Raw genomic sequence first — 22,252 nt, 5'->3', positions numbered from 1 at the left:
TCGGCATACTCGGGATAGCGGGGAAACCGGCGCGCGTTCTGTCGAGTATTTCGGAATCCTGAACAGCGCTCGCGTCTCACGTCTCTGCCTATGTTCCGGCGCCGGAATGCGAACTCTTCGGTGCGGGATATCTCAAGACCGCACTACGCACGTCGGGGTGTGCCACCTTCCGAGATTGCCGCGCAGGATTGCGTTGGCGATACGCCGCACCGATCTGCTAGACCGATCGAATGGCCGGCCCGAGATGCCGGCGCACTGACGGCCAGGGACCGGCTCATGGATTTCCTCAACGCGATGGGCGGGACTGCAGGCGGCTTCTTCGGCGCCGTAATCCCGTTCCTGTTCGTGCTCACCGTCGTGGTGTTCGTCCACGAGATGGGGCACTTCCTGGTCGGCCGCTGGTGCGGTGTCGGCGTGCACGCCTTCTCCCTCGGCTTCGGCCCGGAGCTGATCGGCTTCAACGACCGCCGCGGCACCCGCTGGAAGCTCTGCGCCATTCCCCTCGGCGGCTACGTCAAATTCCACGGCGACGCTAACGGCGCCAGCATGCCTGATCCGGAGACCATCGCGCGGATGTCTCCACAGGAGCGGGCGATCAGCTTCCCGACGCAGCCCGTGGCCAAGCGCGCTGCGATCGTCGCCGCCGGCCCGGTGGCGAATTTCATCCTGGCGATCCTGCTGTTCGCCGGCGCGATCTGGCTCGGTGGCCGGTACGAGTTGCCGGCACGGGTGTCGTCGGTGGAGCCCGGCAGTGTTGCCGCCCAGGCCGGCTTCCAGCCGGGCGATGTGATCACCGCCATCGACGGCGAGAAGATCGGCGATTTCAACGCGATGTACCGCACCGTGACGGGCAGCGCCGGCACGCCGCTGACCTTCGCGGTCGAGCGCGACGACCATCCGATCACCATCCAGGCGACCCCCGCCACCTACGAGGAGAAGACGCCGTTCGGTCGCCATCGGATCGGCCGGCTCGGCATCCGCTCCCCCGCTGGATCCGAGGCCAAGCTCGTCCATTACGGTGCTGTCGATTCCCTGGATCTCGGCGTGCGTGAGACCTACTTCGTGGTCGAGCGCACCTTCTCCTACCTCGGCAAGCTCGCCACCGGCCGGGAATCCGCCGACCAGCTCTCGGGACCGATCGGCATCGCCCGCGTCTCCGGCGAGGTCGCCAAGACCGGCGGCGTGGGCGGTCTCGTCGGTCTGATCGCACTGCTCTCGGTCTCGATCGGCCTGCTGAACCTCTTCCCCGTGCCCTTGCTCGATGGCGGCCACCTTCTCTTCTACGCCTTCGAGGTGGTCCGCGGTCGTCCGCTCAGCGAGCGTGCCCAGGAGATCGGATTCCGCATCGGTCTGGCGCTCGTTCTGATGCTGATGCTGTTCGCGGCCTGGAACGACATCCTCAACCTCGGCGCATCCCTGCGGAACACCTGATCCCCGGATCTCGTGCGCCGGCACGGGTCGAGGATCGGCCTCGGACACCCGACCCGGCATCCACCGGAAAGGGTGCCCCAATCCTGCCGCGATCCGGCTCGAGCGCTGCCTTCAACAGGCCGCGCGCGGGCCCTGAAGACTGGTTAACCCGGTTTTAAGGCTGCCGCCGGCCGTCGCGAAAACCTTCGTCTCTGCAGGCGTTTACGTGCCGTTCACCACGATCCTGGGTTAGCCCAGATGATGAGCGGGCCGTTAAGTGGCGCGAAGGCCACGACCCCCCAAAATCCCCTGACGTTGGCCTCCCACGCGTTTGCTTGGCAGGGGAATCCCGCTAAGAGCTACGCTTGGACCGAAGCCACGCTTGGACCAGGGTAACGGGACGACCGGTCAACGGTTGCCTGTGACGGGCTAACCCCCGCGACCAGAACAGAAACGGGCGATTGCATGATGTCGTTGACGGGGAAGCCCCGACGTAAGTCGGTGCGGAAGACCATCGTCCTAGTCGCAGCGGGTGCGGGCCTCGTCCTGAGCGGCGCCGCCCAGGCGCAGCAGATCGTCGTCCAGGGCAACCAGCGCGTCGACGCCGACACCATCCGGTCCTACGTGACCGGCACCGCTTCCGGCTCCCCCGAGGAGGCGCGGCGCAACCTGCTCGCCAGCGGCATGTTCTCGGACGTGCGCGTCGCGCAGTCCGGCGGCCGCACGGTGGTCACCGTCCGCGAGAACAACCTGATCAACCGGGTGGTCTTCGAGGGCAATAAGAAGATCGAGAAGGCGACGCTCGAGGGCGTAGTCGAAGCCAAGGCGCGCGGGCCCTACAGCGAGGCGATCATCAACGCTGACCTCGCCCGCATCCGCGACGTCTACAAGCGCTTCGGTCGCTCCACTGCCAAGGTCACCTACCGCACCGTCGATCTGCCCAACGGCCGCGTCGACGTGATCTATCAGATCGACGAAGGCGACAAGACCGGCATCATCTCGATCAATTTCGTCGGCAACAACGCCTACTCGGATCGCACCCTCAAGGGGCTGATGAGCTCCTCCGAGATGAACTTTCTATCGTTCATCAAGACCTCGGACGTCTACGATCCCGACCGCATCACCAACGACCTCGACCAGGTTCGCCGCTACTACCTGAAGAACGGCTATGCCGACTTCCAGGTGGTCAGCGCCGACGCGCGTTACGTCGAGGGCGACAACTCGGGCTACGTCATCACCGTCACGGTGAGCGAAGGCGAGCAGTACAAGGTCGGTGCGGTCGCAGTCGATTCCCGCCTGCCCGGGCTCGACACCGCCCGGCTCGACGGCGGCATCACCGCCGCAGTGGGGGATATCTACAACGCGGACGACGTGGAGCGGTCGCTTAACAACGTCACCCGGGAGGTCAACCGCGCGGGATATCCCTTCGCGCAGGTCCGCCCGACCGGCCAGCGCGATCCGGCCAGCCACCAGGTCTCCCTCGGCTTCGTGGTCGAGGACGGCCCGCACGTCTACGTCGAGCGCATCAACATCCGCGGCAACACCCGCACCCGCGATTACGTCATCCGTCGCGAGCTCGATATCGCCGAAGGCGACGCCTACAACCGTGTGCTCACAGACCGTGCCGAGCGGCGCCTGAATGGCCTCGGCTTCTTCAAGAAGGTCCGGTTCTCCAACGAGCCGGGATCGGCGCCCGACCGGGTGGTCATCAACATCGATGTCGAGGATCAGCCCACGGGCTCGTTCTCGGTGGCAGGCGGCTACTCCACCTACGACGGCATCATCGGCGAGGTCTCGGTCTCCGAGTCAAACTTCCTTGGCCGCGGCCAGTATGTCCGCCTCGCCGGCACGGGTGGCCAGTACTCGCGCGGTGTCGACTTCTCGTTCACCGAGCCGTACTTCCTGGGCTATCGACTGGCGGCTGGATTTGACGCTTTCTACAAGTACTCCGACCTGACCCAGTACTCGCGCTACGAAACGACGGTCTATGGTGGCCAGCTCCGCCTCGGCTTGCCGATTACCGAGGAATTCGGCGTCACCCTTCGCTACTCGCTGTACAACACCGAGCTGAAGGTCCCGAACACCCTCAAGCGCCCCTATGGCGATTGCTCGAATCCGATCCCCGGCTACACCGCGACCTACGGGGCGAACGCGATCGACCCGAACACGGGCCGCAGCATCGCCGGGCAGGCGATCTACCCGAACTGCGCCTATGACGGCGAAGCCTCGATCGCCATCAAGGGTTCGCAAGGCAACACGCTCACGTCACTCGCCGGCCTGACGCTCGCCTACTCGACCCTCGACGTGGTCGGGGCGCCGCATAACGGCCTCTACGCCGAGCTGAAGCCCGATATCGCGGGCCTAGGCGGCGACTCCAAGTTCTTCCGCGTGACCGCCGATGCGCGGTACTACAAGGAGATCTTCGAGGACGTGGTCGGCTTCGTCCGCTTCCAGGGCGGTCACATTGAGGCCCTCGACGGGAAGCCGCTGCGTGTCACCGACGAGTTCTTCCTCGGGCCGTCCCTGGTCCGCGGCTTCGCGCCGAACGGCATCGGTCCGCGCGACGTCGGCATCGCCGATGCCCGCTCGAACGCGATCGGCGGCTCGACCTATATCGGCGGCACCCTCGAAGTGCAGTTCCCGCTGCCCGGCGTGCCGCGCGACCTGGGCCTGAAGGGCGCGCTCTTCGCCGACGCCGGTACGCTGTTCGGCTATCACAGCCAGCGGTACTTCGACGTGAACGGCGATGGCTTCATCAACGGCATCGCGCCGCAGACGGGTCGGTGCAACTTCTCCTCGTTCAACATCGGCGTCGAGCCCGAGTGCGTGAACGTCCGCGACTCTGCAACGATCCGTTCTTCGGTCGGCGCGTCCCTCCTCTGGAACTCGCCGCTCGGCCCGATCCGCTTCGACTACGCCTACGCGCTCACGAAGGACGAGGGAGTCAAGGTCTACGTGCCGCTGCTCGGCAAGTTCGGCCATATCGGCAGGGACCAGATGCAGGCGTTCCGCTTCTCCGGCGGCTCGCGGTTCTGATAAAATCCTCGCGCGCCGGCCGGATTCAATCCGGCCGGCGCGTTGTCGAGCATGGCAGATCCCGTCTTCTTCTCCGCCGCTTGCGGCCTAACCCTCGCCGAGATCGCGGCTGCCGCCGGCGCGACACTGCCCGAGGGCGCGGATCCGGACCATCGGCTGATCGGTGCCGCTCCCCTGGAGAGCGCAGGGCCGGAACACTTGGCCTACATGGACAATGCCCGCTACGGCGACGCGCTCGCCGTCACTCGGGCCGGTGCCTGCCTCCTCGGCTCCCGCTTCGCGGCGCGCTGCCCGCCGGGGACTGTTTCTCTCGTCAGTCGTGATCCGTACCGCGCCTACGCGGCTTTGCTCGGCCGACTGCACCCGGAGTCGCTGCGCCCCGGCTCGCAGTTCGGCGCCCGCGGCGTCGCGCCGGGCGCCCATGTCCATCCGGAGGCCCGGCTGGAGGAGGGGGTCACAGTCGATCCCGGGGCGGTGATCGGTCCCGGCGCCGAGATCGGCGCTGGCACGGTGGTGGGCTCGAACGCAGTGATCGGTCCCGGCGTGCGGATCGGGCGCGATTGCTCCATCGGGGCCGGCACGACACTCAGCCACGCACTCATCGGCAACCGGGTAATCCTGCATCCGGGCGCCCGTCTCGGACAGGACGGTTTCGGCTTCGCCATGGGCCTCACGCATCTCAAGGTGCCCCAGGTCGGCCGGGTGATCGTCCAGGACGACGTGGAGATCGGCGCCAACACGACGGTCGATCGGGGCGCCTCGCGCGACACGGTGATCGGCGAGGGCACCAAGATCGATAACCTCGTGCAGATCGCCCACAACGTTGTGATCGGCCGCCACTGCGTGATCGTGTCGGGCGTCGGCATCTCGGGTTCGACAACGCTGGAGGATTACGTCGTGCTCGGCGGCCAGGTCGGCGTGGTCGGCCATCTGCGCATCGGGCGCGGCGCCCAGATCGCCGGCTCCTCGAACGTTAATCGCGACGTGCCTCCGGGCAGCCGCTGGGGCGGCACGCCGGCCAAACCTGTGCGCGCGTGGTTCCGCGAATTGACGACGCTGGCACGTCTCGCCGAGCGCTCGGGCAAGGACGCGGCTTCCGACGCCGAGTGATCCCGGTCTGCGTGGCACAACCGGCGGCGTCCGCCGCCGTTATCGACCGCACCGTCCGGGAGGCCTTGCGCTCGTGCCGATTTCTTCCGAAGAGGACGCTCCGTCCTCCCCGGGGGTGCGGATGCTGGGCCGCCTCGGGGGCGGCGAGTCGAGGTACGGGAATTGATGAGCGAGGCGGCGCGCGACACCAACGGAGAGCTGGGCACAGCCGATATCCAGAAGCTGCTGGAGCTGCTGCCGCACCGCTACCCGTTCTTGATGATCGACCGCATCGTCGAGATCGATCGCGACGAATCCTGCGTCGGTATCAAGAACGTCACGGTGAACGAGCCGCAATTCATGGGGCATTTCCCAGGCCTGCCGGTCTTCCCCGGCGTGCTCCTGATCGAGGGCATGGCGCAGACAGCCGGCGCGATCTGCTGCCGTCACATCCAGACGGACGAGCTGCGGACCAAGCAGGTGTTCTTCATGACGATCGACAAGTGCAAGTTCCGCAAGCCCGTCACGCCCGGCGACCAAGTGCGCTTCCACATGAAGAAGATGAATCACCGCCGCACAATGTGGTGGTTCCGCGGGGAGGCCCGGGTTGAAGGCACCTTGGTCGCGGAGGCAGAGATCGGCGCGATGCTGGTGACGGAGTGAGCGGCCCTCTCATTCACCCGAGCGCCGTGATCGAGGCCGGCGCCGAGATCGGCGCGGGGACCCGGATCGGTCCGTTCTGCCATGTCGGGCCCGAGGTCGTGCTGGGCGGCGATTGCGAACTCGTCAGCCACGTGGTGCTGGCGGGCCGCACCACGATCGGTCCCCGGACCCGGATCTTCCCCTTCGCCTCCATCGGCCACCAGCCTCAGGACCTGAAATACCGCGGCGAGGCCTCGACGCTCACGATCGGCTCCGATTGCCTGATCCGCGAGGGAGTGACCATGAACCCCGGAACCAGCGGGGGCGGCCTCGAGACCGTGGTCGGCGATCACTGCACCTTCCTGGCCAATTCGCATGTCGGCCACGATTGCCGGGTCGGCGCGCACGTGATTTTCTCCAACAACGTGATGCTGGCTGGCCATTGCAGCGTCGGCGACTACGCCATCCTCGGCGGCGGCGCCGCCGTGATCCAGTTCGCTCGGGTCGGGGCGCACGCCTTCGTGGGTGGTCTCTCGGGCCTGGAGAACGACTGTATCCCGTACGGCATGGTGCTGGGCAACCGGGCCTACCTATCGGGGCTCAACATCATCGGCCTGCAGCGTCGGGGCTTCGCCCGGGAGGATATCCACGCGCTCCGGCGGGCCTACCGGCTGCTCTTCGCCCCCGAGGGCACGCTGATGGAGCGCGTCGAGGACGTGGCCGCGACTTTCGAATCCCACACCGCCGTTCGCGAGATCCTCGATTTCATCCGCGCCGGCGGCAAACGCTCGATCTGCACACCGCGCGAGATCCCGACCCCAATCGGCGCCGCCTGATCCCGCGCGATGGCCGCGGCCGATCCCGTCCCCGAGGGCGCCCTCGTTCTCATAGCTGGCGCCGGGCGCCTGCCGATGCTGGTCGCCGACTCCCTGAACCGCGCGCGCCGACCCTTCCGGCTGATCGCCCTGCGCGGCTTCACCGACAGGTCCCTGCGCGCCCGGGCCGACGCAACCGTCGACCTCCTCGATCTCGCCGCCACCCTGAAGCTGCTTCGGCGCTGGGGGCCGGCCGTGGTTGTTCCGGCTGGCGGCGTCGCCCGGCCAAGCCCAGCCGCGATCTTCAACGCGGCTGCAGCCCTGCGCAACCGAGAGACCTTGCGGGCCATCGCGGGCGGGGGCGACGACCGGCTGCTGCGCGCCGCGCTCGCTCTCGTCGAGGAAGAGGGACACCGCGTCCTCGGCGTCCACGAGGCGGCGCCGGACCTGCTCTGCCCGGAAGGCCGCCTCGGGGGGCTGGGACCGGACCAGGCGGCCGCCGCCTCGATCCGCACCGGGCGCGGAGTGCTCGCTGCCCTGTCCCCGTACGATCTCGGACAGGCAGTGGCGGTCTCGGGCGACCGGGTGCTCGCCGTCGAGGGGCCGGAGGGGACCGACCGCATGCTTTCCCGCGCCCGGGCCCTCGGACGCAAGCCGTTCGGATTGGGCCGGGCACTCCCGGCAACGGTACTGGTGAAGGCGCCCAAGCTCGGCCAGGACCTGCGGGTCGACCTCCCGGCGGTCGGCCCCCGGACGGTGCGCAACGCGGCTAGGGCCGGCTGCGTCGGCCTCGCCCTCGAGGCCGGCGGAACCCTGGTGATCGACCGTGCCGCCACTGCGGTGGAGGCCGATCGCCTCGGCCTGTTCGTCGTCGGCTATGGAGCGGCACCGTGATCACCGGGTCACGGGAGGCGATGCGATGACCCAGCGCAAGGCAGCGGCCAGGAGGATCTGGCTCGTGGCGGGAGAGGATTCCGGCGATCAGCTCGGGGCCAAGCTGATGCGGGCGTTGCGCACGATGGCGCCCGATACCGTCTTCGGCGGTGTCGGCGGCGAGGCGATGGCCGAGGAGGGGTTCACCTCCCTGTTTCCCCTCGATGATGTGGCGGTCATGGGCTACCTGCCGGTTCTCGCCCGCGCCCGGACCCTCCTGCGCCGCATCCGCGAGACCGCCCAGGCCGTGGCGCGGGCCCGGCCCGACGTGCTGGTGATCATCGACAGCCCCGGCTTCACCCATGCGGTGGCCCAGCGGGTCCGGAAGGCCGCGCCCGGCATCCCCATCGTTGACTACGTTTCGCCGAGCGTCTGGGCCTGGCGCCCGTGGCGGGCGAAGGGCATGCGCCGCTTCATCGACCACGTGATGGCGCTGCTCCCCTTCGAGCCCGAAGCGCATCTGCGCCTCGGCGGGCCGCCCTGCACTTATGTCGGGCACCCGCTGATCGAGCGGTTCCCGGAGCTGCGTCCCTCCGATCCCGAACTCCGGCGCCGGGAGGCCGTGCCGTACAGCCTCGTTATTCTGCCCGGGTCGCGCCGTTCCGAGATCGAGCGGCTGATGCCGGTGTTCGGACGGGCGCTGGAACACATATCCCGCATCCTCGCGGTCGAGGCGGTGCTGCCGGCGGTGACTCGCCACCGGGCGCTGATCGAGCGGTTGGCCGGGGACTGGCCCGTCCCGGTGCGGGTTCTCACCGGCGAGGCACCGAAATATGCGGCCTTCCGCGGAGCCCGGGCGGCGCTCGCGGCCTCAGGCACCGTGACTCTTGAACTGGCGCTCGCGGGCGTGCCGATGGTGGTGGCCTACAAGGTCTCGCGCGCGGAGGCGTTCGTCGCCCGCCGACTGATCCAGGTCCCCAGCATCGTGCTGCCGAATCTGATCCTGGCTGCCAACGCGATGCCGGAATTCGTCCAGGCCGACTGCACGCCCGAGCAACTCGCCCGGGCCCTGGTGCCGCTCTTGGAAGGCGGCGCGGCGCGCGACGCGCAACTTTCCGCGCTCACCCGGATCGACGGACGGATGCGGCTCACCGGCGACGACACGCCGAGCCGGGCGGCCGCGCGGATCGTGCTGCGCGCGGCCGCCCCGCCGGAAGGGAACCTCGCCTGATCGCCGGGAGGTGCCCTCAACCGCCGTGTCGGCCGCAGCGGATATAGGTCGCGGTGCCGCGGCTGCTCGACCAGGTGAGGCGGTCGCCATCGACGACGAGGCGGACCTGCGAGGACCAGTGCCGGCCGCGGTCGCTACATTCCGCAGCCATGATCCAGGCGTTGCCGACGCGGTGGCTGTCGTGGAAGCTGCAATGCGTCCGCCCCGCCCGGGCGCGGTCCTGCATGATCGTGGCGGGAATGTAGCCGCGGCGGCGGGACGGTGCCCCGCAGGCAAAGGCGGTCGGTCCCCAGACGCCGACATACTCGGCGCTGGCAACCGTCGGTGGCTGCGGCCGGGTCGCCGGGAGCGTCACCGCGGGGGCGGCGGTCTGTGCGCTCGGAGTCGCCGAACTCGGCGCTACTGGCGGTTCATCCTGGCGGGGCGTCTCCGGGACAACGTTTTCGGGCATGTCGAGCATCACGAGCCGGCGCCCGCGCGTATCCGCCCTCCGGGCATCGGCCGGCTGCGGTGCATCGGCCGGCTGCTGCCGGAACGGCAGATCCTCGCTGAGATAGGCGGCGCTGTAGGCGAACAGCCCGGCCCAGCCGAGGACGAGGATCACCGGCACGGTGTAGCGACGCTTGGCATCGGTTCGGGCCTCGTCGCCCGGATCGGCCAGCACGACCGCCCCCATTGTTCTCCCCCGTCGTTTAGGTCAGCGTCCGAAGATCCCCTTCAGGAACTGCGCGGTGCGGTTGCGCTTGCGCTTGCGCTCCAACTCCGCGGCATCCTTGAGCCAGGCGACCTGCACCACCCGCCGCTCGCCCTCGAACGGCTCGTGGCCGTGCCAGGAATTGTCGGCGCGCAGGAACGCGAACATCGTGCCCATGGTCGGCGGGACCTCCACCGCGAAGGGCTCGTAGTTGCGGCCATCGTAGAGGACCCGCAGGCGGCCGGCGGCCGGAGCGTCCCAGGCGTCGTTCATATAGACGAGGAGCGTCAGTACCTTTGACGGGCCGTCGGTATGGATCGAGCCGTATTTCAGCTGGCTCCGCCGCATGATGGTGGTGAGACGCGGGCAGGAGACGAGGTCGATGCCGAACTTCTCGCCGAGCAGCGCTGAGAACTCGTCGCTCTCCAGCTCGTCGATCAATGCCTTGAAACGGCCCTTCAGGGCGACCTCGTCGACGGTCAGATAGCCGGGCTTTGCGATGTCCGGGAAGTCGCGACGGATCTCGTCGATGGCGTCGGGCTTCAGGACGTTGCTGCCGAGCGTGTACGGGTAGGGCTCGCGGGCCACCGGGGCCGCGCGCACCGCGGAAACATCCAGGATCGAAAGGGCGGACATCTTTGGGTCCCTTGGCTCCGGCGCTCGACGGCCGGCACGCCGGAGACGCGTGCCGGAGGGCCGGTCGGGAAGCTTGTGCCGGGCTCGCCTGCGCGGGCGTCCTCGGTCACAAAGTCTTAAGCTCTCTCCGCGGCCCCGAAATCCCATAATCCGCCGATTGCGGCAGTCCAACGGCGAAAGCGGTCCGGTGGCGCATTCCGGTGACAGTCGCAGGCGGTCCGGCCGTGCAGGATGGCGCGATGCCCGAGGGCTGTTTTCTCGGGGGCGTACCTGGAATCCATACGCGATGAGGCCGCTGGTCCTCGCCTTGCTGTGCATTCACCTCGTCACCGTCGCGACCGGGGCGGGGGCGTTTGCCCAGTCGCGACCGCCGCGCACCTCCGCCACTGCGCGGATGACCTGCGCGGATGCGATGGCGCTGATCAAGAGTGAGGGCGACGTGGTCATTGCCGCCGGGGCGGCGCCCGAGCGCTTCGTCAGCGGACCCGGCCAGTGCAGCGGCTCGGAGATCGCCGAACTGCGCTTCGTGCCGACCCGCGACAATCCGCAATGCCCGATCGGCTATCGCTGCCGCGAACCCGGCTTCGAGGAGTGGAACTGGTAGCCGCGGGTGCGGCGTAAATCGCCGCACCCGCCCGATCGTGACCAAAGTTTCACGCGACAGCACGGGGCAAGTGCCACTATCTCGCCATGACCCAGGGCCAAGGCCGCGGGGTTGCGCTCCTCGCGGGCGCTCACATCAGGCGGGAGAAACGCGTGGCTGCACTCAGGACCGGGCTCGGAATCCAGGCCGTGCTCACGGCCGCGGCCGCGCTGATCCTGCTTGCTGTCCCGGGAATCCCGAGCCCGCCGCTCTACGTCTCGCTCGCCGGCTTCGTGATGGCCGGCATCCTGGTCGCCTCCAACGGCATCTCGGCCTATCTGAAGGTCTTCGTCTCGGTCTACGGCATCGGCTACCTGCTGCTCGCCGGGTCGAAGACGATCGCTGCGATGGGCCTGCTGCCTCCGGTCCTGGCCGCCCTCCTGCCGCCTGCCTTCGCGGCGACCGGTGCGGTGGTGTTCGGCGGCATCGTGCTGGGCGTCTCGTATCTCGAGCCGATCCGTGCGATCACCAACATCGCCGACCCGTATTTCGCCAACCGCGACAAGCCGACGAAGGAGATCGGCCTGTTCCGCTGGTTCGGGAGCACCGAAGGTCGAATTGGGCGGAACCTCGTCGCCCTGTCGATCTTCGTCAACTTCGCAGACGTGGCGCTGACCCTGCGGTTCAACTTCTTCTACCGCGACATCTACAATGCGCTGCAGGAATACGACGCGGCCGGGTTCTGGTACCAGCTGCTCTGGATCTTCGTGCCGCTGGCCACGCTCAACATCGCCATCGGCATGTTCGACCTGTTCGTCGATTCCTCGCTGCACATCCGCTGGCGCACATGGCTGACCCACAGCCTGTATGAGCGCTGGCTCGGCAGCGGCACGCACTATCGCATCCCCTTCACAGACGAGGAAGCCGACAACCCGGATCAGCGTATCCAGGCCGACGTCAACGCCTTCATCCAGCAGACGGCTAGCCTGTCGATCCGGCTGCTGTCGCAGGCCGCGCAGCTCGTCTCATTCATCGTGATCCTTTGGACCCTCTCGCGCGACTTCGTCCTGCCGTTCACCGACACGGTGGTGCCGGGCTTCCTAGTCTGGCTGGTGATCGCCTACGCGGTGGTTGGCACGTGGCTCACTCACCTGATCGGCCGGCCGCTGATCGGGCTGAATTTCCGGCAGGAGCAGGTCGAGGCCGATTTCCGCTTCTCGCTCGCCCGCAACCGGATCTACTCGGAGCAGATCGCGCTCTTGCGCGGCGAGCGCGCAGAAGCCTCCCGGCTCGCGTCGCTGTTCCACATGGTGATCGAGAACTACGTCGGCATCATCTATCGCCGCATCAAGCTGATCGCCTTCACGTTCAGTTATCGCCAGGCGAGCGTGATCTTCCCGATGGTGATCGCCGCGCCGTCGTTCTTCGCCAAGAAGATCACCCTGGGTGCCCTCCAGCAGACCTCGCAGGCTTTCGGACAGGTGCAGAGTTCCCTGTCGTTCTTCGTGGATTCCTACACGACGCTGGCCGCCTACAAGGCCAACACCAACCGCCTCGGCTCCTTCCGCCGGGCGATGACCAAGGCCGAGGCGCTGGAGGCGGCGGGCTACGGATTGGTCCAGGGCAACGGCACCGCCGGCGACGTGACCGCCCGGGGACTCGCCCTGGCGCTCCCGGACGGGCGCGAGATCCTCTCGGCCGACGCCCTGACCCTGGCCAAGGGCCGTGCAACACTGGTCACCGGCCCCTCGGGCGCCGGCAAGTCCACGCTGTTCCGGGCGATCGCCGGGATCTGGCCATTCGGCAAGGGGCGGATCGACGTGCCCGCCGGCCAGTCGGCGCTGGTGCTGCCGCAGCGGCCCTACATCCCGCAGGGGACCCTGCGAGGCGCCGTCGTCTACCCGAACACCACCGACCAGTTCTCCGATGCGGCGATCAGGGAGGCCCTGACCGCGGCCCAGCTGCCGCACCTCATCGATCGCCTCGACGAGACCGACACCTGGGAGCGGCGTCTGTCTGGCGGCGAGCAGCAGCGGCTCGCGATCGCCCGCGCGCTGCTGGCCAAGCCGGAATGGCTGTTCCTCGACGAATCGACCGCCTCGCTCGACGAGCCCTCCGAGGCGAAGATCTACCGGATGCTCCGCGAGCGTCTGCCCGACACCACGATCGTGTCGATCGGCCACCGCTCCACCCTGGGCGCCTTCCACGACAGGCGCATCGTATTGGAGCCTCAGGGCGGCGGCTTCACACCGCGGGAGTCGCGGGAAGCGTTGCCGGCCGAGTAGGATTAATATCCACAACGCGGACGTCGTGCATCGCCCGCGATAAGTGCGGATTACAAATATTAAGGAACCTGAGACGGTGGGGTCCGTTTGTCATGCGATCAATAAATCGGAGGAACGCATGACCAAGTTCAAAACACTCGCCGGCGCGGGCGCTCTCATCCTGATGTCGACTGCCGCCTTCGCGGCTCCTTGCTCGACCGGAACGACTGTGACCCGTGACAAGGATGCCAGCAAGTCCTCGACCGTCGATCCGAGCGCCACGGCCAAGACCTCGCCCGGCGCCAAGTCCGAGTCTCCCGGTACGGTTGGCGCCATGAACAATGCCGGCACCGCCGGCAGCACTGCGACCTCGCCTGCCGACGTGCAGAGCCAGTCGAACGGCAAGCCTACCGCCGGCCAGATGGCCAAGGGCGGCAACGACTGCTGATCGGCGCCACCTAGGATCGATGAACGCCCGCCAGGCTCTGCCGCGGCGGGCGTTCTCGTTTGTGCGGGCGGCTACGCGGCTTTGCGAAGGCCGGATGCCGCCCGCGCCGCGTGCTCGATCGCCGCGCCGTCGGGCACGCCGGCCTTCACCACCCAGCTGCCGCCGACGCAGAGCACCGACGGGATGGCAAGCCAATCCGGGGCCGTCGCTTCGGTAATCCCGCCGGTTGGACAGAACCGCACTTGGCCGAACACTGCGGCGAGCGCCTTGAGTGCTTTGATGCCGCCCGCTGCCTCGGCCGGGAAGAACTTGAACCGGTCCAAGCCGTGGTCGAGCCCACGCATGATGTCGGCAGCCGTGGCAACACCTGGGAGGTAGGGCACGCCGTTGGCCCTGGCCGCCTCCGTGAGCGGCGCAGTGAGCCCCGGAGAGACGATGAATTCGGCCCCCGCCGCCAGGGCCGCGCCGAGGTCCCGGGGGTTGAGGACTGTGCCGGCTCCGACGACGGCGCCCTCGACCTGGGCCATCTCGCGGATCACCTCCAGGGCGGCGGGCGTACGCAAGGTAACCTCCAGGGCTGTCAGGCCACCTCGGACGAGCGCCTCGGCGATCGGCCGGGCATGGGCCACCTCCTCGATCACCAGGACCGGGATGACGGGCACGGAGCGCATCAGCGCGTCGATGTTGGTCAGGTCGTTCATGCGCGATACCTCCCGTTCTGGGTTCAAAGCCCGGCGGTTGCGAGCATCGCCGAGGCGCCGCGCTCGGCCGTGTCGGCTCCGTGGCGCATGAAGGCGAACAGTTCCCGGCCGGTGCCCTCTGCCGGCGGCGGCGGCACGGCCTCCTCGCGAGCGGCCAGCTCGGAATCGTCGACCATCACCTGCAGCAGACCCTCGGCGGCGCTCAGGCGGACAATGTCGCCGTCACGGATCCGCCCGATGGCACCGCCGCCCAAGGCCTCCGGGCTCAGGTGGATGGCGGCCGGCACCTTGCCCGACGCCCCCGACATGCGCCCATCTGTAACCAAAGCGACCTTATGGCCGCGGTCTTGGAGAACGCCGAGCGGTGGGGTCAGCTTGTGCAGCTCGGGCATGCCGTTCGCGCGCGGACCCTGGAACCGGACCACCACGACGACGTCGCGCTCCAGCTCGCCGGCCTTGAATGCCTTGAGCACATCGTCCTGATCGGAGAAGACCCGGGCCGGCGCCTCTATGGTGCGGCGATGTTCCTCCACGGCGCTGGTCTTGAACGTCGCTCGGCCGAGGTTGCCCTTGACCAGCCGCATGCCGCCGTCCGGCTGGAACGGGTTCTCGGGCCGGCGGATCATGGTGTCGTCCAGGCTCTCCGGCACCGCATCCTCGAGCACCAGCTCCTCCCCGGCGAGCCTCGGGTCACGGGCATGATCGCGCAGGCTCTGACCCGCCACAGTCAGGATGTCGTCGTGGAGGAGGCCGGCATCGAGGAGCGCGGCCATGACGAAACTCATGCCCCCGGAGGCGTGGAAGTGGTTCACGTCGCCCGAGCCGTTCGGGTAGACCCGGGCGATGAGCGGTACGGCGCCCGACAGGCGGTCGAGGTCCTCCCAGTCGATCACGATGCCGGCGGCGCGGGCGATAGCCGGCAGGTGGATCGCGTGGTTGGTCGAGCCGCCGGTGGCGAGCAGGCCCACTGCCGCGTTGACGATCGCCTTCTCGTCGACGCACAGGCCGAGCGGCCGGTAATCGTTGCCGGCGGCCCCGATCTCGGTGAGCCGGTGGATTGCCGCCCGGGTCACAGCCTGGCGCAGCTTGGTGCCAGGGTTAATGAACGACGCGCCCGGCATGTGCAGGCCCATCATGTCCATCATCATCTGGTTCGAGTTGGCGGTTCCATAGAACGTGCAGGTGCCGGCCCCGTGGTAGGAGGCGGACTCGGATTCGAGCAGCTCGGCGCGGCCGACCTTGCCCTCCGCGTAGAGCTGGCGGATTCGCTGCTTCTCCTTGTTGGCGAGCCCGGAGGGCATCGGCCCGGCCGGGATCAGGATCGTCGGCAGGTGGCCGAAGCGGAGGGCCCCGATGAGCAGGCCCGGCACGATCTTGTCGCAGATGCCGAGCAGGGCGGCGCCGTCGAACATGCCGTGGCTCAGGCCGACGGCCGCGGAGAGCGCGATCGTATCGCGCGAGAACAGGGACAGCTCCATGCCGCGCTGGCCCTGCGTGACCCCGTCGCACATGGCCGGGGTGCCTCCCGCCACCTGGGCGGTGGCGCCGCGCTCCCGGGCGAACACCTTGATCTGCTCGGGATAGCGCCCGTAGGGCTGATGCGCCGAGAGCATGTCGTTGTATGCGGTCAAGATGCCGATGTTCATGACCGTCCGGCCGTCCCGCAGCGCCGGCTTGTCCTCCCCGGAGGCGGCGAAACCGTGGGCGAGGTTGCCGCAGGCGAGCATCGGCCGGTGCACCCCGGAATCGCGCTCCCGGGCGATCAGATCGAGATAGGCACGCCGGGTCTCGCGGGAGCGCGACACCACGCGCTCTGTGACCGCCGCGACCTCGGGATGAAGCTCGGTCATGCTCGTTCCTCCGTCCAGGTTGCCGACGGGTCGCAGGGCCGACACCGCGGTCGATCCCGGTCGCGAGCGCGTCGCACCCGGCTATCTAGGGGGTGCTCGGGACGTTGTAACCCGGCCGCCGCGCAGGGCGGTCGGGCGCGGCGCCCGTTTGCGTTGGGCTCGCAGGCGAAGGATTTTCGCGATCGACGGATCTCGAAATCGCCCACGCATGCGCGGCGGATGTCGACCTCACGTCCCGGATCATCCGCCGCGGATAGGAAACTCCAGCCAGACCCGAAGTGCGCCCTCCCTCCGCCCTGCGTCGGCAGGGATCGGGAGAGGGGAGCTCGGCGTCCGGAAGGGGCGCAGCAGTCGAACAGACCAGAACTTCATTCTGCACCGTCACATCCTGCTCCCGACCCTCTTCGGGGGGACTCCCTCGCCCGCAGACCGGGGAGGGAGACGCACTTGTCTCTGGCGTCGAGCCTTATCCAGCGCTGACGTGTGAACATCGGAGCCGCGGGCTGACGTCGAGAACGGGAAATCCCAAGCCCAGCCCGGCTCAGTACTCCCAGAAAATACGCTGCAGATCCTTGGTATCGCTGGTCTTGGTCAGTGCTACCGCCGCCAGGATCTTGGCTTTGGCCGGGTTGAGGTCGTGGGCGACAACCCAGTCATATGTGTCGTCGGGCTGCTCGGCATTGCGCAGGACGAAACCGTCGGGCACGCGCGAAGAGCGGATGACGATCGTGCCCTTCGCGCGGATGTCCTTCAGCTTCTCCACCAAGTAGCCCGGTACCGAGCCGTTGCCGGTGCCGCCATTGACGATCGCCTTCGCCCCCGCCTGAACCTCGGCATCGTAGACGCCGGGGATCATGTTGCCGGAGCCGTAGACGATGCCAACCAGCGGCAGGCTGTCGATCTGGTCGATGTCGAACTCGGACGTCATGTTGTGCCGCTTCGCCAGCGACCGGAAGAAGTAGGTCTTGCCCTCGACCACCATGCCGAGCGGGCCCCACTGACTGTAGAAAGCGCTCGGGACGACGTTGGTCCGCTTGTTCACGTCGCGGCCGGACTGGATGTAGTCGTTCATAGTCACCGTGACACCCTTGCCGACCGACTCCTTGCTGGCCGCGACCGTGACCGCATCGAGGAGGTTGAGGGCACCGTCGGCCGAGATCGCCGTGGACGGCCGCATCGACCCGACGACCACGATGGGCTTGTCGCTCTTGACCACGAGATCGAGGAAGAACGAGGTCTCCTCCAGGGTGTCGGTGCCGTGAGTCACGACGACACCGTCGACATCGTCCTGCTTCAGGAGCTGGGAGACGCGCTTGGCGAGCTGGACCAGCTGCGCATCCGTGAAGCTCTCCGAGGCGATCTGGAAGACCTGTTCGCCGCGCACATTGGCGATGGTGCTCATCTGCGGCACGGCCGCGATCAGCTTGTCCACGGGCACCTTGGCGGCCGTGTAAGTGGCGCTGTTGGCCGCATCGGCCCCCGCACCCGCGATCGTGCCGCCTGTGGCGAGGATCACGACGTTGGGCTTTTTCACCGCCGCTGCCGTGCCGGCCTCGGGCATCTCGCGGGCGAGGAGTGGTGTCGCTCCCAACGCGCTGGCGAGGGCCAGCGCCAAGGTCGTTCCGCGCAACGACAAGACCGCGCCGATTCGGCAGGAGAACATCGGGAATCCTTGGGGTCAGGAGGTGGGCCGCGAGTCGGGCTCGCCGCGGAGATCGTAGCCGCGCTTCCGCCTCAGGCAAGTTTCGTGCGGCATAGTCGGAGCCAAACGGGATCCTTTCCGCGAGCCAAGCCGTTCTTCGTGTTGGTGTCCGTTCAGAGGTGAGCCTCCATGCTGCATCTTACCGGCCTCATTGAGGAGCTTGAGCGGAGTGAGCCTGCTCGAGCCGCTATGTCGATCCTTGAGCAATCCCTGGCACGCCGCTCGGTCGAGGAGCGGAGCGCGTTCTGGCACGCGGTGGACCTCTATTACGCCTCGCGCAAGGCGCCTCCTGAGGCCGTACCGGCGACGAAGCTCGGCGCGTCGATGCCAGTAGATTTGGCGATCGCCGCGCGCCCATGTACATAGGGCTTGGTCGTAGCCGGAATAATAGGTTGTCTTGGGCACTGGTGCGGTTGTTCCGAGGTTCTCCGCAAGCGAGAGATCGGAAAAAAGACACTCAGATAAATCAGAATATTTTGCGACAGTTCTGTGCCGATATTAGATCAGTCGAAATGGCATAGACAAAGCACTCGGCGGCAGCCAGACCACCGGGGTGGGGGCGATCCGTGTGATCGCAGATCTTTCGAGAGGTCGGAAGGCGCGGCATAGCTGTCGCCCAAGGTACTGCTCGAAGGAGCGTCTTGCATTCCCGTGAGCTGTTCGCCTTCGATCGCTCGCGTTCAATCGCTATGGCGTCTCAGGGCGTCGCGTACGATTTGGATACGCCCTCCTTCCGGTTCGTCATCGATCCGGCCAATATGCGGTTCAGGTATTCTCGCAGGGGGCGCTCGATCAGGAGAAGGCTCAGAATTCCCGTCGTGATGGCCGGTACGACGAGGGCCTTGCTGATGCCGTCGTTCAGGCTCTCGTGCAGAACGTAGAACGGTTGCTGCCACAAATAGATCGAATACGACCAGAGCCCGAACAAAACGAGTGGGGTCGAGACGAGACGCTTGCGCAGGAACGCCGGAGCGCTGGGTATCAACGCCACTGAGACCGCCAGAAGCAGTGAGCCGAGGCTGTATTTCAGCTGATCGGGCACCACGTTCAAGTTCAAGAGCAAGCTGATCGGCAAGAGGAGTGCGGGCAAGAAAGCCGGATATCTCCCTGTCGCTTCACTTTGGCGGATGCGTAAGTAGGCTGCCGCACCGAAGAGGATCGATGCTGCTCGCACATCGCTTCGCCAATACACGATTGTATAGTCCTGCCCGATCGCGCTGGAAACGAGCCCGTCGAGGCAGGCCAATGCGGCCAGTCCGGCGATCACCTGGAACACGGGAAACTGAAACCGCCGCCAGAGCAAAGCGACGATCCCGAGCAGGATGTAAGTATGCTCTTCGACGCACAGAGACCAGACGTGGTCGACGATCGGGACCTCTGGAAACCAGATGTGGTAGTAGTTGTAAGTCAATGACAGGGCCGAGACGTAGCCATAGATATGCTGCCCGTCGCCCTGAGCGAAGTGGAGCGCAATCATCGACAGTATGAAAAAGATCAGCGCCGGATAGATTCGCGCGGCTCGGCGAATAAAAAACGTCTTGATCGGTGTTGCGCGCTCGAACAGGATTTCGGCCATCAATCGCCCGCTCAGGACGAAGAACAGCTCCACGCCGAAGCGGCCCAGGTTGATCCACCGGGTCGTCCCGAAATGGCCGACGAGCACCAGCAGGATCGCGCAGCCGCGCCAGCCATCGAGAACCGGGAGGTGACGGGGTGGCATGAGACGCCTGTCGAGCTCTGTGTCGTGAGACTCTAAGGGTCGGGCGCCATCGGATCACCGAGATACCAATAAGGCGTAGAATACGTTTTTCCAGGCTTCGGTCGTCTCGAAAGGCGTATAGTTCGAATTCTGCAATTTGAAATCGAAGGTTAGACCTAAAATTTCCATATCCGAATACGCGATCGCGGAGGAGGCTCACCGCGGTGAAGCGAGCCTCCTCCGCCCACGGGCGCCATGGCCCTGCGCCGTCAGAACACCGAGATCAGCACGATGCCTCCGGCCATCAGGACGGCGCCGATCAGGCGGCCGATCCCGGCGCGGCAGCGCTTCATCCCGAGCCAGCCGAAATGATCGATGGCGATGGAGGTGAACAGGTTCGCGGTGATCAGCAGGCCGTTGAAGGCCCCGGCGCCGACCTTGTCGACGAACAGCAGTCCGGCGAACACGGCCACCGCTCCGGCGATGCCGCCGAGCGCCCCCCACCACGGCACGCGGGCCACGTCCGCCCGGATCGGTAGCGGCGTCGGGCGGATCAGGAAGACGAACAGAAACACCAGCGCCACGGGGATGAACGAGACCGTGGCGGCGAGCCATGGGTTCACCAGTGCCCCGCGCAGCTGCGCGTTGAGCACCACGCCGACCGCCTGGAGGGAGCCCGCGACCAGGATGAACGGGTAGAGCAGCTTGGCCATCCAGCCGCCGCTGTCCTCGGCTGTCCCATCGTCGGTCTCGCCGCCGCTGGCCCGCGCGATGAACACGATGCCGACGACCATCAGGAGGCCTCCGAGCCAGGGCATCGGCTTGAACCCGCCGGCCTTGAGGCCGAACAGCCCCAGGCTGTCGAGGGCCAGCGAGGTCAGGATGTTCGCGGTGATCGTCAGGCCGTTGAACGGGCCCGCCCCGACCTTGTCGACGAAGGCGAGGCCGCCGAACACCGCCACCGCGCCGGCCACGCCGCCCAGCGGCGCGTACCAGGGCATCGATCCCAGGGTCTGGAGCGTCGGCAGCGGCGTCGGCATCGTGAAGAACAGGACGACGAACACGATCACGATCGGTACGAAGGAATAGGTCGCCGCCAGCCAGGGATTGACCAGCGCATCCCTCAGGCGCGCATTCATCGAGTTGCCCAGCGCCTGAAGCGCCCCGGCCACGAGGATGAAGGGATAGAGCAGGGCGGCGTTCAAGGGCGTGGTCTCCGGGTGAGTGGGGGCCAGACGGTATCGTTGCGCATCGTCGTGTTCCGAACGGGAACCACCGTTCGGAACGAGGCCTCAGACGAGCAGCAGGGCGCCGAGTGCGAGTGCGAGTGCGGGCGGCATCACCAGAATGCCGAGCTTGAGGAACTGCCACGCGGACACGTCCTCGCCCTCGCGCCGGATCGCCGTGAGCCACAGGATCGTGGCGAGCGACCCGGTCACCGACAGGTTCGGCCCGAGATCGACACCGATCAGGATCGCGCCGGCCACCTTGTGGGAAACCTCGGCGGCCTGGACCGCGGCGCCGGCGAGCAGCCCCGCCGGCAGGTTGTTCACGAGGTTCGTCCCAAAGGCGACCAGGGCGCCCCCGGACCAGGCCGTGACGGCAGGGTCCGCGTTCGCGTAGCCCTTCAGGGCCCCGGCCAGCATCGCGAGCACGCCGGTCTTCTCCAGGGCCTCCACCAGCACGAACAGGCCGGCCACCAGCGGCAGAACCGCCCAGGAGACGTCCTTGGCGACCTCGACGAGGCCGCCGCGGTTGAGCGCCACCACCAGAAGGGTCGTGGCGAGGCCGGCCACGAAGGTCGGCAGGCCCAGCTCGATACCCGCCGCCGAGGCCCAGATCAGCGCGCCCGCGGTGGCGATGATGCCCAGCCCGGCGACCTTGCCGCCGAGACCCAGGCTCGGGGTCTCGACCTCCGCTTTGATCGTCTGGCCCTTCAGCCGGCCGTTCTGGGTGAGGCGCAGCACCGCGTAGGTGGCCACGATGGCGAGCGCCGAGGGCAGCGCGAAGGTCGCCAGCCACTGGCCCAGCGGCGGCATGTCGGTGGCGAACACCACCAGGTTGGCCGGGTTCGAGATCGGCAGCACGAAGCTCGCCGCGTTCGCGATGAAGGCGCAGATGAACAGGTAGGGCAGAGGCTCCGCATCGGCGGCCTTGGCGGCCGCGTAGACGGCCGGTGTCAGCACCACCGCGCAGGCATCGTTGGACAGGAACACCGTCACCACGGTGCCGACGCAGTAGATCAGCAGGAACAGCCGAGTGGGCGACCCTTTCGCGGCCCGGACGGCGAGGCCCGCGAGCCAGTCGAACAGCCCCTCCTTCCGGGCGATCTCGGCGAGCAGCATCATGCCGACGAGGAACAGGTAGACGTCGGTGCCCTTGGCGACGCCGTCGAGCGCCACCTGCCAGGGCAGCAGGCCGAGCACGACCAGCAGCGCGGCGCCGAGCACCGCCCAGATCGCCTCCGGCCAGGAGAACGGGCGCACGATCACGCCCAGGGTGGCGAGGGCGGCAATGCCCCAGGTCGCCAGGTTCGGAGTCAGGCTCAGTCCAGCGTACACGTCTAGAAATCTCCCCCC

General features: G+C 67.4%; 19 protein-coding genes. 11 read left to right on the top strand and 8 right to left on the bottom strand.

Annotated features, from left to right (window positions below; genetic code table 11):
- Nucleotides 1-276: 276 nt before the first annotated feature.
- From Q8W67_RS16395 to lpxB, 7 genes are all read left to right on the top strand, one after another.
- Nucleotides 277-1,431 carry an RIP metalloprotease gene (locus Q8W67_RS16395; RefSeq protein WP_305547379.1) on the top strand — a complete coding sequence of 385 codons (1,155 nt, stop codon included), beginning with the start codon at nt 277-279 and terminating at the stop codon, nt 1,429-1,431.
- A 444-nt stretch (nt 1,432-1,875) separates the two neighbouring features.
- Nucleotides 1,876-4,446: an outer membrane protein assembly factor BamA gene (bamA, locus tag Q8W67_RS16390; protein ID WP_305547377.1), complete on the top strand. Its 2,571-nt coding sequence runs from the start codon at nt 1,876-1,878 to the stop codon at nt 4,444-4,446.
- Between the two features lie 51 nt (nt 4,447-4,497).
- Nucleotides 4,498-5,556 carry a UDP-3-O-(3-hydroxymyristoyl)glucosamine N-acyltransferase gene (lpxD, locus tag Q8W67_RS16385; RefSeq protein WP_305547375.1) on the top strand — a complete coding sequence of 353 codons (1,059 nt, stop codon included), beginning with the start codon at nt 4,498-4,500 and terminating at the stop codon, nt 5,554-5,556.
- A gap of 165 nt (nt 5,557-5,721) precedes the next feature.
- Nucleotides 5,722-6,198: a 3-hydroxyacyl-ACP dehydratase FabZ gene (gene fabZ / locus Q8W67_RS16380; protein ID WP_305547373.1), complete on the top strand. Its 477-nt coding sequence runs from the start codon at nt 5,722-5,724 to the stop codon at nt 6,196-6,198.
- A complete protein-coding gene (gene lpxA / locus Q8W67_RS16375) occupies nt 6,195-7,013 on the top strand; it encodes an acyl-ACP--UDP-N-acetylglucosamine O-acyltransferase (protein ID WP_305547371.1) in 819 nt (272 codons plus the stop codon). Before fabZ ends, lpxA begins: the two co-directional genes overlap by 4 nt.
- A gap of 9 nt (nt 7,014-7,022) precedes the next feature.
- Entirely contained in the window at nt 7,023-7,886 is an 864-nt protein-coding gene (locus tag Q8W67_RS16370) for an LpxI family protein (RefSeq protein ID WP_305547369.1), read from the top strand.
- A gap of 25 nt (nt 7,887-7,911) precedes the next feature.
- On the top strand, nt 7,912-9,096 hold the full coding sequence (gene lpxB / locus Q8W67_RS16365) for a lipid-A-disaccharide synthase (RefSeq protein ID WP_305547367.1): 1,185 nt from the start codon (nt 7,912-7,914) through the stop codon (nt 9,094-9,096).
- 16 nt (nt 9,097-9,112) lie between these two features.
- On the opposite strand, the gene Q8W67_RS16360 is transcribed toward lpxB, so the two are convergent.
- Together Q8W67_RS16360 and Q8W67_RS16355 are read right to left on the bottom strand one after the other, a co-directional pair.
- On the bottom strand, nt 9,113-9,772 hold the full coding sequence (locus Q8W67_RS16360) for a peptidase inhibitor family I36 protein (protein WP_305547365.1): 660 nt from the start codon (nt 9,770-9,772) through the stop codon (nt 9,113-9,115).
- 21 nt (nt 9,773-9,793) lie between these two features.
- Nucleotides 9,794-10,426 (bottom strand): 2OG-Fe(II) oxygenase, encoded by a 633-nt coding sequence (locus tag Q8W67_RS16355; protein WP_305547363.1) that lies wholly within the window; start codon nt 10,424-10,426, stop codon nt 9,794-9,796.
- Between the two features lie 286 nt (nt 10,427-10,712).
- Between Q8W67_RS16355 and Q8W67_RS16350 the strand changes: the two genes are divergently transcribed.
- The 3 genes from Q8W67_RS16350 (at nt 10,713) to Q8W67_RS16340 (ending at nt 13,721) form a co-directional block, all read left to right on the top strand.
- Nucleotides 10,713-11,030, top strand: a complete 318-nt coding sequence (locus Q8W67_RS16350; RefSeq protein WP_305547361.1) for a hypothetical protein — start codon at nt 10,713-10,715, stop codon at nt 11,028-11,030.
- Nucleotides 11,031-11,182: 152 nt separating this feature from the next.
- Complete coding sequence (locus Q8W67_RS16345) at nt 11,183-13,294, top strand: ABC transporter ATP-binding protein/permease (protein ID WP_305547359.1); 2,112 nt, start codon at nt 11,183-11,185, stop codon at nt 13,292-13,294.
- A gap of 118 nt (nt 13,295-13,412) precedes the next feature.
- Entirely contained in the window at nt 13,413-13,721 is a 309-nt protein-coding gene (locus Q8W67_RS16340) for a hypothetical protein (protein WP_305547357.1), read from the top strand.
- Nucleotides 13,722-13,792: 71 nt separating this feature from the next.
- Here Q8W67_RS16340 and eda read toward each other — a convergent pair whose 3' ends face one another.
- The 3 genes from eda to Q8W67_RS16325 form a co-directional block, all read right to left on the bottom strand.
- On the bottom strand, nt 13,793-14,413 hold the full coding sequence (gene eda / locus Q8W67_RS16335; protein WP_305547407.1) for a bifunctional 4-hydroxy-2-oxoglutarate aldolase/2-dehydro-3-deoxy-phosphogluconate aldolase: 621 nt from the start codon (nt 14,411-14,413) through the stop codon (nt 13,793-13,795).
- A gap of 32 nt (nt 14,414-14,445) precedes the next feature.
- Complete coding sequence (edd, locus tag Q8W67_RS16330; RefSeq protein ID WP_305547355.1) at nt 14,446-16,272, bottom strand: phosphogluconate dehydratase; 1,827 nt, start codon at nt 16,270-16,272, stop codon at nt 14,446-14,448.
- A gap of 541 nt (nt 16,273-16,813) precedes the next feature.
- Nucleotides 16,814-17,935 (bottom strand): asparaginase, encoded by a 1,122-nt coding sequence (locus Q8W67_RS16325; protein WP_305547353.1) that lies wholly within the window; start codon nt 17,933-17,935, stop codon nt 16,814-16,816.
- A gap of 228 nt (nt 17,936-18,163) precedes the next feature.
- On the opposite strand from Q8W67_RS16325, the gene Q8W67_RS16320 reads away from it, so the two are divergent.
- Complete coding sequence (locus tag Q8W67_RS16320; RefSeq protein ID WP_305547351.1) at nt 18,164-18,340, top strand: hypothetical protein; 177 nt, start codon at nt 18,164-18,166, stop codon at nt 18,338-18,340.
- A gap of 331 nt (nt 18,341-18,671) precedes the next feature.
- On the opposite strand, the gene Q8W67_RS16315 is transcribed toward Q8W67_RS16320, so the two are convergent.
- The 3 genes from Q8W67_RS16315 to Q8W67_RS16305 form a co-directional block, all read right to left on the bottom strand.
- Nucleotides 18,672-19,694, bottom strand: a complete 1,023-nt coding sequence (locus Q8W67_RS16315; protein WP_305547349.1) for an acyltransferase — start codon at nt 19,692-19,694, stop codon at nt 18,672-18,674.
- A gap of 248 nt (nt 19,695-19,942) precedes the next feature.
- Nucleotides 19,943-20,878 (bottom strand): DMT family transporter, encoded by a 936-nt coding sequence (locus Q8W67_RS16310; protein ID WP_305547347.1) that lies wholly within the window; start codon nt 20,876-20,878, stop codon nt 19,943-19,945.
- Between the two features lie 87 nt (nt 20,879-20,965).
- Nucleotides 20,966-22,234 (bottom strand): arsenic transporter, encoded by a 1,269-nt coding sequence (locus Q8W67_RS16305; protein ID WP_305547345.1) that lies wholly within the window; start codon nt 22,232-22,234, stop codon nt 20,966-20,968.
- Nucleotides 22,235-22,252: the final 18 nt, after the last annotated feature.

Source organism: Methylobacterium sp. NEAU K (genome assembly GCF_030700285.1).
In the GTDB taxonomy this organism is placed as follows: domain Bacteria; phylum Pseudomonadota; class Alphaproteobacteria; order Rhizobiales; family Beijerinckiaceae; genus Methylobacterium.
The sequence above is the reverse complement of the archived record's forward strand: the minus strand, read 5'-3'. Positions and strand labels throughout refer to the sequence as shown.

Excerpts from the sequence above, each read along its gene's own strand:
- Q8W67_RS16395 (WP_305547379.1), top strand. The coding sequence starts at position 277 with ATGGATTTCCTCAACGCGATGGGCGGGACTGCAGGCGGCTTCTTCGGC.
- bamA (WP_305547377.1), top strand. The coding sequence starts at position 1,876 with ATGATGTCGTTGACGGGGAAGCCCCGACGTAAGTCGGTGCGGAAGACC.
- lpxD (WP_305547375.1), top strand. The coding sequence starts at position 4,498 with ATGGCAGATCCCGTCTTCTTCTCCGCCGCTTGCGGCCTAACCCTCGCC.
- fabZ (WP_305547373.1), top strand. The coding sequence starts at position 5,722 with ATGAGCGAGGCGGCGCGCGACACCAACGGAGAGCTGGGCACAGCCGAT.
- Q8W67_RS16370 (WP_305547369.1), top strand. The coding sequence starts at position 7,023 with ATGGCCGCGGCCGATCCCGTCCCCGAGGGCGCCCTCGTTCTCATAGCT.
- lpxB (WP_305547367.1), top strand. The coding sequence starts at position 7,912 with ATGACCCAGCGCAAGGCAGCGGCCAGGAGGATCTGGCTCGTGGCGGGA.
- Q8W67_RS16360 (WP_305547365.1), bottom strand. The coding sequence starts at position 9,772 with ATGGGGGCGGTCGTGCTGGCCGATCCGGGCGACGAGGCCCGAACCGAT.
- Q8W67_RS16355 (WP_305547363.1), bottom strand. The coding sequence starts at position 10,426 with ATGTCCGCCCTTTCGATCCTGGATGTTTCCGCGGTGCGCGCGGCCCCG.
- Q8W67_RS16350 (WP_305547361.1), top strand. The coding sequence starts at position 10,713 with ATGAGGCCGCTGGTCCTCGCCTTGCTGTGCATTCACCTCGTCACCGTC.
- Q8W67_RS16340 (WP_305547357.1), top strand. The coding sequence starts at position 13,413 with ATGACCAAGTTCAAAACACTCGCCGGCGCGGGCGCTCTCATCCTGATG.
- edd (WP_305547355.1), bottom strand. The coding sequence starts at position 16,272 with ATGACCGAGCTTCATCCCGAGGTCGCGGCGGTCACAGAGCGCGTGGTG.
- Q8W67_RS16325 (WP_305547353.1), bottom strand. The coding sequence starts at position 17,935 with ATGTTCTCCTGCCGAATCGGCGCGGTCTTGTCGTTGCGCGGAACGACC.
- Q8W67_RS16320 (WP_305547351.1), top strand. The coding sequence starts at position 18,164 with ATGTCGATCCTTGAGCAATCCCTGGCACGCCGCTCGGTCGAGGAGCGG.
- Q8W67_RS16315 (WP_305547349.1), bottom strand. The coding sequence starts at position 19,694 with ATGCCACCCCGTCACCTCCCGGTTCTCGATGGCTGGCGCGGCTGCGCG.